The sequence below is a fragment of the Streptomyces sp. NPDC048255 genome (genome assembly GCF_040652415.1).
Taxonomy (GTDB): Bacteria; Actinomycetota; Actinomycetes; order Streptomycetales; family Streptomycetaceae; genus Streptomyces.
Genome location: NZ_JBEZMA010000034.1, coordinates 64,836 through 79,607 on the forward strand (window position 1 = coordinate 64,836; position 14,772 = coordinate 79,607).

Sequence of the window (14,772 nt, forward strand, 5' to 3'; positions counted from 1 at the left end):
AGGGGGGACCCCGCCCATGACCGGTTCACGAGTGGTGGCGCTAGGGCACTACCAGCCCGCGAGAGTGCTCACCAACGAGGACCTCTCGGCCATGGTCGACACCACCGACGAGTGGATCCGGTCCCGGGTCGGCATCAGGACCCGCCACATCGCGGGCCCGGACGAGCCGGTCGACGAGCTGGCCTTCCAGGCGGCGGGCAAGGCCCTGGCGAGCGCCGGACTGAGCCCCGACGACATCGACCTCGTCCTGGTCGCCACCTCCACCGCGATCGACCGCTCGCCCAACATGGCTGCGCGCGTCGCCGCCAAGCTGGGCATGGGCGGCGGGCCCGCGGTCATGGACCTCAACGTGGTCTGCTCGGGCTTCACGCACGCCCTGGCCACCGCCGACCACGCGATCCGGGCCGGCTCCGCCACCCGTGCCCTGGTCATCGGCGCCGACAAGATGACCGAGATCACCGACTGGTCCGACCGCACCACCTGCGTCCTCACCGGCGACGGCGCGGGCGCGGCCGTCGTCGAGGCCAGCGCGGAGCCCGGCATGGGCCCGGTGCTGTGGGGTTCGGTCCCGGAGATGGGCCACGCCGTCCGGATCGAGGGCTCGCCGCCCGTCTTCGCGCAGGAGGGCCAGTCCGTCTACCGCTGGACCACCAGCCAGCTCCCGCCCCTCGCCCGCAAGGTGTGCGAGAAGGCCGGGGTGACCCCGGAGGAGCTGGCCGCGGTCGTCCTGCACCAGGCGAACCTGCGGATCATCGAGCCGCTGGCCCAGAAGATCGGCGCCGTCAACGCCGTGGTCGCCCGCGACGTCGTCGACTCGGGCAACACCTCGGCCGCCAGCATCCCGATGGCCCTCTCCAAGCTGGTCGAGCGGGGCGAGATCCCCTCCGGGGCCCCGGTCCTCCTCTTCGGCTTCGGCGGCAACCTCTCGTACGCGGGCCAGGTCATCCGCTGCCCCTGAACCGGACCGCGCACCACCCGTCCGGCCGATCCGCCTGAGTTCTGGGCGTGTTGGCCCGGCGGGGGCGCCACCGAAGGCCACCACACGCCGCGAGACGATCCGTCTCGCGGCGTCGTGCTGTGCATGCGTGCAGGTCAGCGCGGCGTGGCGGGATCACGGCCGAGCGAATAAGTGGTCCGGACCCCGCCGATCCTTTGCTATTGTTGTCCATGTCGCCGCGGGAAACCGGGGCCGACCACCTGGTCCGGGTGGCGGAATGGCAGACGCGCTAGCTTGAGGTGCTAGTGCCCTTTATCGGGCGTGGGGGTTCAAGTCCCCCCTCGGACACCAGCAAGAACCCCACTTCGGTGGGGTTCTTTTGCGTTCACCGGCGGGGCGCTTCCGTGCTCGCCGGCGGGACGCGTGGTGCGTTCGCCGGGTGAGCGGGTCGTGCGCTCGTCGGCGGGGCGGTCGCGGGGAATCCAGTTCCGGAAGTCCCGCGCCGTTTGCGGGGAGCGGTGCGGATGCGCGTCGCGCGGGCGCCATACTCGGCCGGGCCTCGTCCGTCCCGACCGCAGAGGGGTCCCATGAGCCCGGACGCGATGATCACGCATTTCGTCGGTGCTTCGGCCGTCGTCATGGTCGTCGCCCATGCCGCGGGGCGCTGTGCGCACCGGCTGCGGCAACCGGTGATCGTGGGGCAGCTCGTCGCCGGAATCGCCCTGGGGCCGACCCTGCTCGGCGCCCTCGCGCCGGGCGCGGCGCGCCTGCTGTTCCCGCCCGAGATCGCCCCCATGCTCAATGCGCTGTCCCAACTCGCCCTGGTCCTCTTCCTGTTCGCGGTGGGCTACGAGCTGGACCTCTCGATCCTCAAGCGGCGGGCGCGGACCGTGGTGGCGGTCTCCCTCGCGGCCTTCCTCGTCCCCCTGGCCGCCGGCACCGGAGCCGCACTGCTCTTCCGCGAGGAGCTCGTACGGCTCGGTGCGCCGACCGGGATGCCGGTCTCCGCCGTGCTGTTCCTGGGCGTGGCCCTCTCCATCACCGCGGTACCCGTCCTCACCGCCATCGTGCGGGAGAACGGGCTGACCGAGTCGCTGCCCGGGGTGATCGCCATGTCCGCCGCCGGACTCGTCGACGTCATGGGCTGGACGGTGCTCATCGGCGCCCTGCTCGACGCCGGTGGCCACGACGGGCCCCACTGGGCGCTGCGGCTGCTGCTCGTACTGCTCTTCACCGCCGCGATGCTGCTCGGCGCCCGGCCGCTGCTGCGCCGGCTGCTGTGGGGCCGCGAGCTGGACGCCTCGTACCGGCCGGCCGTACTGGCGGGCTTCGCCTGCGCCTGCGCCTGGGTGACCAGTGCCCTCGGACTCCATGTGATCTTCGGCGCCCTGCTGGCCGGAGTGGTGGTTCCGCGCGAGGCCGGCGGCACCCTCGACGCGGGCCTGCTGCGACCGCTCCACGAGGTCTCGGGCCTGCTGCTGCCCTTCTTCTTCGTGGTCTCCGGCAGCAACGTCGCGGTCGGCGGGCTGGACGGCTCCGGTCTGCCCGTCCTGGTGGCGGTCACGCTGCTCGCCGTACTCGTCAAGGTGGTCAGCGGGTGGGGCGCGGCACGGCTCTGCGGGGTGGGCCGCGACGACGCCCGCACCATAGGGGTGCTGCTGAGCACGCGGGGGCTCACCGAGCTGATCGTGCTCAACGCGGGCCTGCAGGCCGGGCTGGTCACCGGACCGCTGTACACCGTCTTCGTGCTGATGGCCCTGGCCACCACGGTCCTGACCCAGCCGCTGCTGATCCTGGTGCGGCGCCGGTCGCGGGCCCGGCGGGCTCCCGTCACGTATGCAGGACCACCAGGCCCTCCGGTGTCGTCAGGCTGCCCGGAGCGACCTCGGTGAAGGTGTGCGGGAGGGACAGGCGGGGCGGGCCGGTGTGCGGCGCGGCGTCGAAGAGGTAGGCCGCCGCGGCCGCGCTGTCGCTGACCAGATGGGGGCCGTCGGACGGAGTGGCGGCGCCGGTGAGCGGGGTGCGGAAGAGCCGGCGCAGGTGGCGCAGGGTCTCCGGGGTGACCGGCGCCCGCGCGTGCCCGGACGCGGGCCCGGCCCCGGACGCGGGCGCCGGGGGCCCGGCCGCCAGGGGATCGGGCGCGGCCGGCGCGGCCGGGGCGTCCGGCGGGATCGCCCCGCTGAGGAGCAGGGCGAGGAGCACCGGGACGGCCTTGCGGCGCAGCGCCTCGGTGGCCGCGGGCAGCCGGTGGGCGTGCACCGCGGGCAGGGAGAGCGCGAGGCTCCCGGCCGCGTCGCCGGTGGCGATCGGCACCGCTGAGCACACGACCCCGGGCGCGTACTCCCGCAGGTCGAAGACGGGCGCGCCCGGTGCCACCGCGTCCAGGGCGCTGAACAGGGCTCGGCTGTCGGTGATGGTGTGCGGGGTGAGCCGCGCGGGCCGGTGCCGGGCCACGTGGTCGGCGCGGCCGTCGTGGTCGAGCTGGGTCAGCAGGCACTTGCCGACCGCGCTGGCGTGCGCGGCCTCCCGGAAGTCCACCCACTCCCGCACCGGCGGGGTGCCGGGCCCGTCGGCCATCTGCGTGATGCGGACCTCGCCCTCGGCGTACCGGCTCAGGTACACCGCCGCCCCGGCGCTGTCCCGCGCCAGGGCCAGGGTGCGCTGGAGCTGGCCCGCCAGGCCGCTGCCGCCGGGCGCGGCGAGCCGGTCGAGGGCCGGCCCCGGCGCGTACACCCCGGCACCGGGGCGGTACGCGTACTCCTCCTCGCACAGCATCCCCAGCAGGGGCCCGAGTTCCGTCTCGCCGAGGCCGGACTCCCGCCCCAGCTGGACGGCCCGCACCCCCAGCGGATGCCGCTCCAGGACCCGTACGACGGCCAGCGCGCGGCGGGCCTCGGCCAGGGCCTCGCTGGTCCCGGCCTGGACGACGGTGCCGCGGGCCGCCGCCGTCAGCGCGGGGTGGCGCAGCGGGCCGGCGCCCGGCCGGGGCGCGGCCGCGGGCACGGCGGCCGGCGGGGGCCGGAACGCGGCCAGTACCCCGGGCAGCCCTGGTCTGGGCAGCGGCACCGGGCCCAGGTCGGGGTCGTCGAGCTGGTCGATGTAGCGCAGGACGGCTGCCTGCGCGCACAGCCGGACCTCCCGCAGATCGCGCCGGCCGCTCGGCCGGAAACCGCGTCGGCCCAGCTCACGGGCCCAGAGCCCGGCGTCGTGGTGCTCGCCGCGGCGGGAGTGGTCGAGGAAGAGGCAGTAGGCCGCCGTGGCGGTCCACGGGCTGCCGGAACCGGCGGCGAACTGCCACCAGAACCGGGCCCCCTCGCGCAGCCCGGCCAGGTGCAGCAGGCAGCCGAAGACGACCGCCCCGGCCAGGTCGGTGTGCGCGTGGGCGACGAAGGAGCCGAGCTGCGCCGCGGCCTTCGGTGAGCACACGGAGGCCAGGCAGACGGCCTTGAGGTCGCGGCGGGCCCGTTCGGCGTCGAGCGGGCAGTCCCGGGCGGGGTCGCTCCAGCCGTAGGAGCGGCGGCGGGTACGGGCCGGGGTGACGGGTGCGTGCGGCGCGCGCAGCAGCCGGACCTCGGCGGCGCCCAGGTCGTAGTGCCGGTAGCGGTCGCGGACGCCCGCCCGGTCCAGGAACTCGGCGAGGGAGCGGGGGGTGCCGTGCCCGTCCGGCGGCGCGTACCGGTCGTGGCCGCTCATGATTCGGCGGGGGTGTCGAGCAGGCGGGAGAGCCGCCGGTGCGCCTGGCCGAGGTACGAGCCGACGGTGGCCTCGTCGACGCCCATCACGGCGGCGGCCTCGCCGGGGGAACACCGCAGCCCGTACCGCAGCAGGACGGCGTCGCGCTGCCGCTCGGCGAGGCGGGAGACGGCGGAGTAGAAGCGGATGGTGTCGGTCAGTACCTCGTACTGGTCCGCGTGGGCCTCCTTGAGGGCGGCCTCGAAGGCGCTGATGTCCATCGGCTCGGGGCGCTGCTGCCACGGGGCGCGGCGGCGCTGCCCGTCGACTATGCAGTGCTTGAGGACGGTCCAGGCGTAGGCGTCGAGGCGGTCCATGTGGAGCATCCGGAGCCACTCGCTCATGATCGAGTCGAAGGTGGCGTCCACCGTCTGCTCCGCCGCCGCGTCCGAGCCCAGGTGCAGGTACGCGAAACGCATGTACGCAGGCCGCCTGTCCGCGTGGAAGGCCCAGTACGACAGGCGCGCCGCCGCGTCCCACTGGCTCATGGGAGTCGGCCGTCGGCGCCGGCTCGGCAGTCCCACGGCCCCACCGGACTCCTCCGGTCCGCCATCGCTCACCGTTCCACCTCATCCCCTGTGCGTGGCTCAGGAAATCAGCGCGGGCGCATCCGGGGGGCGCAGAAGAAGAAACCTGGAAATATTACGTTCGGTGATGATCGACCGGTGATCGATGTCGATCGGGCAGGCGTTTAACCAGCGCGTATGCATATGCCGGTCGCCCATGGCGGTGTACGGGGCGTGACCGTCGCGCCGGGGTCGGGGGCATCCCCCACCGGCTGTAACATTGGCCCCTTGCGAGGGCCGTGACGGAGAGGTCACTGCCCTCGCTTTCGCGTATGTCCACCCAGTGAAAAAGCGGGACGTCGCCTTCGGGCGGTTCGATACGATGAACCGCATCATCGCCCCTGCAGGCCACGTGGTACCGCATATATGAAATGGAGCATCCGAGGATGGCTCGACACCTGATCACCAGCGCGCTTCCCTACATCAACGGGATCAAGCACCTGGGCAACATGGTCGGGTCGATGCTTCCGGCGGATGTGTACTCCCGGTACCTCCGCCAGCGCGGCCACGACGTCCTCTACATCTGCGCCACCGACGAGCACGGCACCCCCGCCGAACTCGCCGCCAAGGAGGCCGGTCTCTCGGTCGCCGAGTTCTGCGCCCAGGCCCACGACGCCCAGAAGGCGGTCTACGACGGCTTCGCGCTGTCCTTCGACTACTTCGGCCGCAGCTCCTCGCAGCAGAACCGCGAGATCACCCAGCACTTCGCGCGCCAGCTCCAGAAGAACGGCTTCATCGAGGAGCGCGCGATCCGGCAGGTCTACTCGCCGGTCGACGGCCGCTTCCTCCCGGACCGCTACGTCGAGGGCACCTGCCCGCACTGCGGCTACGACAAGGCCCGCGGCGACCAGTGCGAGAACTGCACCCGCGTCCTGGACCCCACGGACCTGATCGAGCCCCGCTCGGCCATCTCCGGCTCCACCGAGCTGGAGGTCCGCGAGACCAAGCACCTCTTCCTCCTCCAGTCCAAGCTCCAGCACGAGGTCGAGGGCTGGGTCGCGCAGCACGAGGCGGAGTGGCCGCAGCTGGCCTCCTCCATCGCCCGCAAGTGGCTGACCGAGGGCCTGCACGACCGCGCCATCACCCGCGACCTGGACTGGGGCGTCCCCGTACCGGCCGACACCTGGCCCGAGCTGGCCGCCGAGGGGAAGGTCTTCTACGTCTGGTTCGACGCCCCGATCGAGTACATCGGTGCGACGAAGGAATGGTCGGACCTGGACCCGGAGAACCGCGACTACAAGTCCTGGTGGTACGAGGCCGACGACGTCCGGTACACGGAGTTCATGGCCAAGGACAACGTCCCCTTCCACACCGTGATGTTCCCGGCCACCGAGCTCGGTGTCCGTGAGCCGTGGAAGAAGGTCGACTACGTCAAGGCCTTCAACTGGCTGACGTACTACGGCGGCAAGTTCTCCACCTCGCAGAAGCGCGGCGTCTTCACCGACCAGGCCCTGGAGATCCTCCCGGCCGACTACTGGCGCTACTTCCTCATCGCCAACGCGCCCGAGTCCGACGACTCCTCCTTCACGTGGGAGCACTTCACCGCCACGGTCAACAAGGACCTCGCCGACACCCTCGGCAACTTCGTCAACCGGGTGCTCTCCTTCTCCCGCAAGCGCTTCGGCGACGAGGTCCCGGCGGGCAACGCCGCCGGCGGGGCCGAGGCCAAGCTGGGCGAGCAGATCGCCGAGCTCCTCGCCGAGTACGAGGGCCACATGGAGGAGCTCCAGTACCGCAAGGCCGCGGCCGCGCTGCGCGCCCTGTGGTCGGCCGGAAACTCCTACCTGGAGGAGAAGGCCCCCTGGCTGGAGATCAAGACCGACCCCGAGGGCGCGGCGCTCACCCTGCGCACCGCGATGAACCTCATCCACCTCTACTCGGTGGTCTCCGAGCCGCTCATCCCGGCCTCGGCGCGCGCCATGCGCTCCGCGTTCGCGCTCGCCGACGACACGGCGACGTGGGTGACCCCGGAGCAGGCCAAGGCGCTCGACTCGGTTCCGGCCGGGACGCCGTTCACCGTGCCGCCGGTGCTCTTCGCGAAGATCACCGAAGAGGACCTGGAGTCGTACCGGGAGCGCTTCGGCGGCTCTCCCGAAGCGGCCTGAGGCGGCAACCCGCCCGTAGCGGACGCTCGTTGAGAGCGGGAGGGGCGCGACCCGACGGGGTCGCGCCCCTCCCGCGTACCCGTACGGGCTTGCGTAGGCACGCTCCCGTACATGCGCTTTCGTACGGGCCTTCCGTACGTGGCTGCCGTACGGGCTTCCCGTACGGGTAGGGAAAACCCCACCGCAAAGAGTCCGCCTGGGCGTGCAGACCGGCCGGGGGGCGTGCGGCTGGAATGGGCCCATGACCCCTTCCCGCACCGTTCACCGGATTCTGGGCTGGCTGCTCGCGGCCGCCTGGGCCCTGTCCTTCCCGCTGTTCTCCGCACTGGAACCGCACCGGCTGTGGGGCTGGTGCGCGGCCGCCGGGTACCTGGGCGCGGCTCTGGCGACCGGCCTCGGCCGCCGCCGCGAGGCACTCGCCGCGGCCCTGCTGGGGGCCGTCGCGCTGCCCCTGGTCTGGCTCGTGCTGACCGGGCAGGGGCAGTCGGAGGTGACGGTCATCGAGCGGTCGGGGCGGCTCCTGCTGGAGTCCGGCCGGCTGTACGTGGACCGGCCCGCGCGGGTCGAGGAGTACACCCCCTACCTCCCGGGCATGGCCCTGCTCGGCCTCCCGCGGGCGCTGCTCGGCGGCGACGGCGGGGGCTGGCCGGTACGGCTGCTGGGCGATGCCCGGATCTGGTGCGCGGCGGTCCTGTTCGGGTGCCTGTGGGCGGCCCGGCGGGTGCTGGGCGGCGTCCGGCCCGCGCTGCCGGCCGTACTGGTGGCCTCTCCGGTGGTGGCCCTGCCGCTGGCGGTGAGCGGGGTGGACCTGCCGCTGGCCGGGCTGTGCTGCCTCGCCCTGGCGGCCGCGGCGGCCGGCCGGCCGGTCCTGGCGGGGGCGGCGCTGGCCGGGGCGTGCGCGCTGAAGTGGACGGCGCTGCCCGCCGTCGCGGTGGTGGCCGCTCTGCTCGCGGTCTGCCGGGGAGGGCGGGCGGTGGCCCGCTGCGGGCTGGTGGCGGCGGCCGGTACGGCCTTGCTGGTGCTGCCCGGAGCGCTGCTCCAGCCGGGGGAGCTGTGGCGGCAGGTGTTCGCCTTCCCGACCGGGCGGGCGGAGGTCGAGACCCCGGCGAGCAGTCCGCTGCCGGGGCGGCTGCTGGCCGAACTGGGCACCTGGGGCTGGTACCTGACGGTGGGTCTGCTCGCAGTCGGCGGTCTGGCCGTGGCGCTCTCGCTGCTGGTGCGGCCGCCGCGCACGCTGGTTGCCGCGGCCGAACGCCTCGCCCTCGGCCTCACGCTGGCCTTCCTGCTGGCCCCCGCGGGCCGCTTCGGGTACCTGGCCCTGCCGCTCCTGCTGGCGGTCTGGGCCCGCTCGGCGGCCGTACCGGGAACCTCGCGCATCGTGACGGGCTCCTTCCGGACCCTCCGCACCCGGCGGGCGGAGCGGTCGGCGGAAGGACCGGGCGAAGGGCCGGCGGAAGGGCCTGCGGAAGGGCCTGCGGCAGGGCGGGGCACGCGTTTCGCCTGACGGGCCCCAACTGTTGGTCAGTTGGACCGACTTGCTGCCGTGGAGCTGCTGATCGCCGAAGACCCGCGGCCTGGCCGCCGGCCTGCTGGTCACGGCCGGGGCGTCCGGGGCCGAGGCGCCCGCGGTTGCGCGCGGCGCGCTGGTGAACCCTTCCGGGGGGCGGCTTCAGGCCTGCTGCCCCGACAGGTGGGCGAGGACCGCGAGGACCCGGCGGTTGCCCTCCGTGGAGTCCAGGTCGAGCTTCGTGAAGATGCTGGACGCGTGCTTGACCACAGCGGCCTCGGTGATGAAGAGCCGGCCCGCCAAGGCCTGGTTGTTGAGCCCCTCGGCCATCAGGGCCAGCACCTCGCGCTCGCGCGGGGTGAGCCGGGCCAAGGGCTGGTCGGTGCTCCGCCGGCTGAGCAGGACCCGTACCACCTCCGGGTCGATGACCGTCTGGCCGGCCGCGACCCGTTCCAGGGCGTCGAGGAACTCGGCCACCTCGCCGACCCGGTCCTTGAGCAGGTAGCCCAGCCCGGCCGCCGAGGCACCGGTGAGCAGCTGGGTCGCGTACGCGGTGGCCACGTACTGCGAGAGGACGAGCACCGGCAACGAGGCGTCCCGGGAGCGGAGTTCGAGCGCGGCCCGCAGCCCCTCGTCGCGCAGGCCCGGCGGCATCCGGACATCGGTGACGACGGCGTCCGGCCGCTCGGCCTCCACCGCGCGCACCAGCTCCTCGGCGTCGCCGACGGCCGCCAGGACCCGGTGCCCGCCGCGCGTGAGCAGTTCCGTCAGCCCGGCGCGCAGCAGGACGGAGTCCTCCGCGAGGATCAGCCGGAGCACGGGACCTCCGCCCTCAGTTCGGTCGGTCCGCCGACCGGACTGGAGACCACCAGCCTGCCCTTCAACATCGCCATCCTGTCCGCCAGTCCCGTCAGTCCCGCTCCCGCGCCCGGATCGGCCCCGCCGCGGCCGTCGTCGGTGACGCGGAGGGTGAGCCGGCCGCCCTCGACCCTACCGACGACGGTGACGTGCGAGGCGCCGCTGTGCTTGGCCGCGTTGGCCAGTGCCTCGGTGACGGTGAAGTACGCCGTGACCTCCACGGATTCGGGGAGCCGGGGCACGTCGAGGTCCACGGACACCGGTACGGGATGGCGCAGGGCCACCTCGGCCACGGCCGCCGCCAGCCCGTGGTCGGTGAGGACCTGCGGGTGGATGCCCCGTACGAGGTCCCGTAGCTGCTCCAGGGCGACCTTGGCCTCGCCGCGGCCCCGGCTCACCAGCACGGCGGCGTCGGCGGCCTGCGGGACCTTGCGCAGTTCCATTTCGGCGAGCCCCAGGGTCATGCTGAGCGCGACCAGCTGTTGCTGCGCGCCGTCGTGCAGATCCCGTTCGATGCGCCGCCGTTCGGCCTCGAAGGCGTCGACGAGGCGGACCCGGGAGCGGGTGAGCTCCAGTACCCGGTCGTCCTCCTCGCGCGGCCCGAGCAGGAGCCGGGCGGTCTTCACCTGGGCCCCGGCGAGCAGGGCCCCCGCGTACGCCGCCACCACCAGCGAGAGCAGTCCCGCGGCGGTGCCGCCCAGCGCCTCCAGCGGGCCGGAGAGCGGCCGGCCGGGGATCAGCATCATCGTGTCCGGGGCGATGGCCCAGGCGATGACCGGGGTGGCGACGAGGATCAGGGACAAGGCCAGCAGCGCGACGACCCCCAGCCCGGCCGCCCCGAAGACCGGCCCCAGCAGGGCGGCGTAGCCGAGCTCGCGCCAGGTGGCCCGCTCCCGCAGCCGGGTCCGCAGCCAGGCGCCGGGCCCCGCGCCGGCCAGTGAGACGTGCGGGTCCGGTACCCGCGCGGGCTCCACCCACCGCAGCCGCCGCCGCTCCAGGGCCGCCAGGGGCACCGCGCCCGCGACGGCGCCGAGCAGGAGCAGCAGCCCGATCCCGGCCACCGCCAGCAGCACCCCGAGGCCGAAGAGCAGGGCCAGGGCGATCAGGGCGGGGTAGCCGACGAGGAACCCGCTGCCGAGGTACGCCCAGCACCGCCAGGGCCACCAGGAGCCGAGGAAGCCCAGGGGCTGCCGCAGCACCGCCCAGACGGCGACGGGCGGTTCGCGGCCCGGCTCGGGGAGGGGTGCGGAGTCGGACATGCGTACAACTCTAGGTGACGCCGCGGAAGGTGCCGGAGCGTCACATCGCGGCGCCCAGTGCCACGAAGCCGCAGATCAGCACGGACAGGACGGCCGGCGGGAGCCACACGAAGCGCAGGGAGCGGCCGTACCCGACCTCGGTCCGGCGGTCCGCGGTACGGCGGGCGGCGGGGTCGCGGTCGTCACCGGGTCCCTCCCGCGTCGCCCGGGCGCGCCGACCGGTAGTCCGCCGCGTACTCCCGTACGAAGGCGGCCATCGCCACCACCGTGTTGCGCAGCTCGGACAGCAGCACCCGTTCGTTGGGGGCGTGCAGGTTGCACATGCTGTCCTGGGCGCCGAACAGCAGGACCTCCGCCTCGGGAGCGGCCCGGGCGAGGCCGTTCACCAGCGGGATGGAGCCGCCCGTCGCGACGTACGAGGCCTCCGTGCCCCAGGCCTCCTTGAGCGCGGTGAGCGCCGCGCGGTACGCCGGCCCGCCCGTACGCGCCTCGAAGCCGGGCCCGGTGTCCCCGGGGGTGACGGTGAGCGGGACCCCGAAGGGGCGCTGCGCGCGCAGGTGCTCCACCAGGGCCGCGCGGGCCTCCAGCGGGTCCTGGAGCGGGTGGAAGCGCAGGTTCACTCTGGCCCGGGCGTACGGGACCACCGCCGAGGCGGCGTGGTCCACGGCAGGCGCGTCCAGGCCGGTGACGGTGACGGCAGGCCCGCTCCAGAGGCGTTCGCCGAGGGAGCCGGTGCCGATCAGCGGGAGGCCGTCCACGACGGAGGCCAGGTCGCCGAACTCCTCGTCCGTGTAGGTGGTCCCGTCCCACGGTTCGCGCCGCAGCCCCGGCACGGCCACGTCGCCCCGCGCGTCGTGCAGGGTGGCCAGGGCCCGCAGGAGGACCAGCAGGGCGTCGGGGGCGGCGCCGCCGAATTCGCCGCTGTGGCGCGGTTCGGCGAGGGTGCGCACCTCCACCGTCACCTCGCAGGCCCCGCGCACGCCGGTGGTCAGCGTGGGGGTGCCCGGCCGGAGGTTGCCGAGGTCGGCGATGACCACGGCGTCGCAGGCGAAGCGCCCGGGGTCGGTGGGCGGATGCTCGTCGAAGGGGCTGCCGTACTCCTCCTGCCCCTCGATCACCAGCTTGATCCCGACCGGCGGGCGGCCCCCGTAGAGGCGCAGGAGGCCGAGGTGGGCGATCACGCTCGACTTGTCGTCGGCGACGCCGCGGGCCCGCAGGCCGCCGGGCACCGGGGTCGGTTCGAAGGGCGGGGAGTGCCAGAGGGACTCGTCGCCCGCGGGCTGGACGTCGTAGTGCCCGTACAGCAGGACGGTGGGGGCGTCCGGCTCGGGCGGCGGGATCTCGCCGTAGATCACCGGGGCGGTGCCGGGCAGGTCGATCCGCTCGATCGTGGGCACCCCTGCCTCGCGAAGCAGGGAGACGATCAGATCGTGGGCCTGCTGGACGGGTTCGGGCGGATAGCCGGGGAAGGCGATCGAGGGGATGGCCGCCAGCCGCTCCAGGTCCGCCCGCAGTCCGTCCATCAGGGCGTCGGCGCGGGATTCCAGGCTGCTCGGGTGCTCCGGTTCCATCGGCCACCGTCTCTCTGACCCCGGCTGATCCCTGCCGGATGATGCTCCGATCATCGGGCGGGGGAGGGGCGGGCGCCGTGGCGGACTGGGCCGAACGAGTGGATCATAGTAAGGCAGGCATAAGCGCCATAAGGCTCCGTGTGTGATCTCCAGGGAGGCCGGGATGGATGTCCTCGTGCTGATCGGGCGCCTGCTCTTCGTCGCCCTCTTCGTCGCCTCCGGGGTCTTGCACCTGACGAAGACCCGCGAGATGGCGGGGTACACCGCCTCCCGCGGGGTGCCGATGGCCGTCCCCGCCACCCTCGTCAGCGGTCTGGTCGTGCTGGCCGGCGCGGTGAGCGTGGGCCTCGGGATCTGGGCCGACCTGGGCGCGCTCGCGCTGGCGGCCTTCTGCTTCTCGGCGGCCCTGCTGATGCACGCCTTCTGGAAGGAGAGCGACCCGCAGGCCCAGATGACGGAGCGGACGCAGTTCTTCAAGGACGCGGCACTCGGCGGCGCGGCCCTCGTGATCTTCGCGTTCTTCGCCTACGCCGGACACGACCTCGGCCTCATGGTCACGGGTCCGGCCCTCTCGGTCAGCTGAATGGTCCGTCGACCGGGAGTGCAAGGCCCAGGACCCCTGGACCCCCTACGTCGCCGGGAGCCCCGCGCGCAGCGACAAGCTCGCGTAGCCCGGGATCAGCACCCCCCGGGCCGGGCGCCGCCCGACGACGCGCAGCCCCGGGAAGCCCCGCAGGGCCCCGGCCACCGCCCGGATCTCGGCCATGGCCAGCGGCATCCCCAGGCAGAAGTGCGGCCCGGCACCGAACCACAGTCTCCGCAGCTCCGCGGGGTCCGGCGCGCCCTCGCGGGGACAGCCCGCCGGGGCGCCCCCGGGGCTCCGGTCCGGCGCGAAGGGCCCGTACGCCCGCGTGCACAGCAGGGTGGCGATGACCACGCGCTCCCCGGCCTCGACCCGGACGCCCCCGATCCGCCCCGCCCGGGCCGCGCTGCGCAGCATCACGGGCGTGGGGGAGGTGACCCGCAGGGCCTCCTCGATCAGCGCGTCGGTGATCCGGTCGGGCCCCCGGCCGGTGTCGTGGGCGAGCGCGACCAGCCGGGGTATGAAGGAGACCAGCGTCTCGGTGCCGGTCAGCAGGAACACCCCGACCGCGCCCCGCGCCTCGGCCTCGTCCAGGCCCAGCGCGCGCAGCCGCCCCGGCACGGTGGACTCGTCACCGGCCCGGTACGCGGCCACGGCCGCCTCGCTCAGCCGCGCCAGGGCCGCCCGGGCGCGGTCGGTCTGACGCCCGGTCAGCGAGGTGCGCCAGAGCCGGACCGTCGACAGCACGGCCGCGGCCTCGGCGAAGTCGGCCGCGGAGTCGGGAAGGCCCACCAGTTCCCGGATCACCCCGGTGGCGCCCTCGCGGACGACCCGTACGAGGTCCACCTCCTCGCCCGCGCCGAGCCGCTGCTCCAGGCCGGCCAGCGGGGCGCGCAGCACCCGTTCGCAGACCGTCGCCACATGGCCCGGCGTGAACAGCCCGCCCAGCCGGCGGCGCAGCGCCGCGTGTTCGGGGCCCTCCATGTTGATCAGCACCCGCGGGCCGAGCACCGCCGACCACAGGCCGCCCGCCGCGCCCGGCCCTGTCTGGGTGTAGCGCTCGGGGTCCGTGAGCACCTCACGGGCGAGGCGCGCGTCGGCGACGACCACCCCGACCCGGGGCACCCGCACCACGGGGCCGCGCGCCCGGGCCGCGTTCAGCAGCCGGTACGCCACGGGGTGCGCGGCCGTCTGGACCCGCCGTTCCCAACGCTCCCACTCGTCCATCGGGGCAGGCTACTGCCGCCGATGGCTTGAAGTGACCCCTGCGGCAGGGATCTTGACCTGTCTGCCGCGTATCGAAGCGGGGCCGTGATCGTTTTTTCAGCCGTAACCCCTACAACTGTTGCGGAATCGGGAGGACGCGCGGTGGTCGCTTGGCAGTACTTCGCCGGAGCGGGCCTGGTGGCGGCGCTCTGCCCGCTGCACGGCCACGTGGCGGTCGCGGGCGACGGCAACGGACGCGGAGCCCGGATCGACGTGTGCGTTCCGGCCGGGCAGCCGGGGCACCCCGCCGCCCGCCCGCCCTCCGTACGTCCGTCCGCGCGGCCCCCGCTGCCGGGCGTCGTGCCCGGGGCCGGGCGGCCGACCGTGCACCACCCCGGGACGGCCCCCCGGCCCGCTGAGGCCCCCGGGCGGCCGGCCGGGCCGGGAC

At 74.2% G+C, this 14,772-nt stretch carries 10 protein-coding genes, 1 tRNA gene and 2 pseudogenes; 7 read left to right on the top strand and 6 right to left on the bottom strand.

Annotation, left to right across the window (positions count from 1 at the left end; genetic code table 11):
* The first annotated feature begins 16 nt into the window (after positions 1-16).
* The 3 genes from AB0D94_RS24620 to AB0D94_RS24630 all read left to right on the top strand — a co-directional run bounded on the left by AB0D94_RS24620 (position 17) and on the right by AB0D94_RS24630 (position 2,829).
* Positions 17-958, top strand: coding sequence for a beta-ketoacyl-ACP synthase III (locus AB0D94_RS24620; protein ID WP_362055560.1), 942 nt, complete (start codon positions 17-19; stop codon positions 956-958).
* 242 nt (positions 959-1,200) lie between these two features.
* A tRNA-Leu gene (locus AB0D94_RS24625) sits at positions 1,201-1,288 on the top strand.
* A 236-nt stretch (positions 1,289-1,524) separates the two neighbouring features.
* Positions 1,525-2,829, top strand: coding sequence for a cation:proton antiporter (locus tag AB0D94_RS24630; RefSeq protein ID WP_362055563.1), 1,305 nt, complete (start codon positions 1,525-1,527; stop codon positions 2,827-2,829).
* 289 nt (positions 2,830-3,118) lie between these two features.
* On the opposite strand, the pseudogene AB0D94_RS24635 reads toward AB0D94_RS24630, so the two are convergent.
* A pseudogene (locus AB0D94_RS24635) lies at positions 3,119-3,838 on the bottom strand (IclR family transcriptional regulator C-terminal domain-containing protein); the annotation flags it as partial.
* A 788-nt stretch (positions 3,839-4,626) separates the two neighbouring features.
* Positions 4,627-5,157, bottom strand: a complete 531-nt coding sequence (locus AB0D94_RS24640; RefSeq protein ID WP_362055565.1) for a sigma factor-like helix-turn-helix DNA-binding protein — start codon at positions 5,155-5,157, stop codon at positions 4,627-4,629.
* A gap of 464 nt (positions 5,158-5,621) precedes the next feature.
* Between AB0D94_RS24640 and metG the strand changes: the two genes are divergently transcribed.
* Both metG and AB0D94_RS24650 read left to right on the top strand, forming a co-directional pair.
* Positions 5,622-7,340, top strand: a complete 1,719-nt coding sequence (gene metG, locus AB0D94_RS24645) for a methionine--tRNA ligase (protein ID WP_362055567.1) — start codon at positions 5,622-5,624, stop codon at positions 7,338-7,340.
* Positions 7,341-7,581: 241 nt separating this feature from the next.
* A complete protein-coding gene (locus AB0D94_RS24650) occupies positions 7,582-8,844 on the top strand; it encodes a glycosyltransferase 87 family protein (RefSeq protein WP_362055569.1) in 1,263 nt (420 codons plus the stop codon).
* A gap of 165 nt (positions 8,845-9,009) precedes the next feature.
* Here AB0D94_RS24650 and AB0D94_RS24655 read toward each other — a convergent pair whose 3' ends face one another.
* The 3 genes from AB0D94_RS24655 to AB0D94_RS24665 form a co-directional block, all read right to left on the bottom strand.
* Positions 9,010-9,666: a response regulator transcription factor gene (locus AB0D94_RS24655; protein ID WP_362055571.1), complete on the bottom strand. Its 657-nt coding sequence runs from the start codon at positions 9,664-9,666 to the stop codon at positions 9,010-9,012.
* Entirely contained in the window at positions 9,654-10,964 is a 1,311-nt protein-coding gene (locus AB0D94_RS24660; RefSeq protein WP_362055573.1) for a sensor domain-containing protein, read from the bottom strand. The genes AB0D94_RS24655 and AB0D94_RS24660 overlap by 13 nt, the downstream gene beginning before the upstream one ends.
* A 182-nt stretch (positions 10,965-11,146) precedes the next feature.
* Positions 11,147-12,535 (bottom strand): M20/M25/M40 family metallo-hydrolase, encoded by a 1,389-nt coding sequence (locus tag AB0D94_RS24665; RefSeq protein WP_362055575.1) that lies wholly within the window; start codon positions 12,533-12,535, stop codon positions 11,147-11,149.
* A gap of 163 nt (positions 12,536-12,698) precedes the next feature.
* Here AB0D94_RS24665 and AB0D94_RS24670 point away from each other — a divergent pair, with 163 nt between their 5' ends.
* Positions 12,699-13,118, top strand: coding sequence for a DoxX family membrane protein (locus AB0D94_RS24670; RefSeq protein ID WP_362055577.1), 420 nt, complete (start codon positions 12,699-12,701; stop codon positions 13,116-13,118).
* Positions 13,119-13,163: 45 nt separating this feature from the next.
* On the opposite strand, the gene AB0D94_RS24675 is transcribed toward AB0D94_RS24670, so the two are convergent.
* Positions 13,164-14,345 carry a cytochrome P450 gene (locus AB0D94_RS24675; RefSeq protein WP_362055579.1) on the bottom strand — a complete coding sequence of 394 codons (1,182 nt, stop codon included), beginning with the start codon at positions 14,343-14,345 and terminating at the stop codon, positions 13,164-13,166.
* Positions 14,346-14,486: 141 nt separating this feature from the next.
* On the opposite strand from AB0D94_RS24675, the pseudogene AB0D94_RS24680 reads away from it, so the two are divergent.
* Positions 14,487-14,772: pseudogene (locus AB0D94_RS24680) on the top strand (hypothetical protein); the annotation flags it as partial.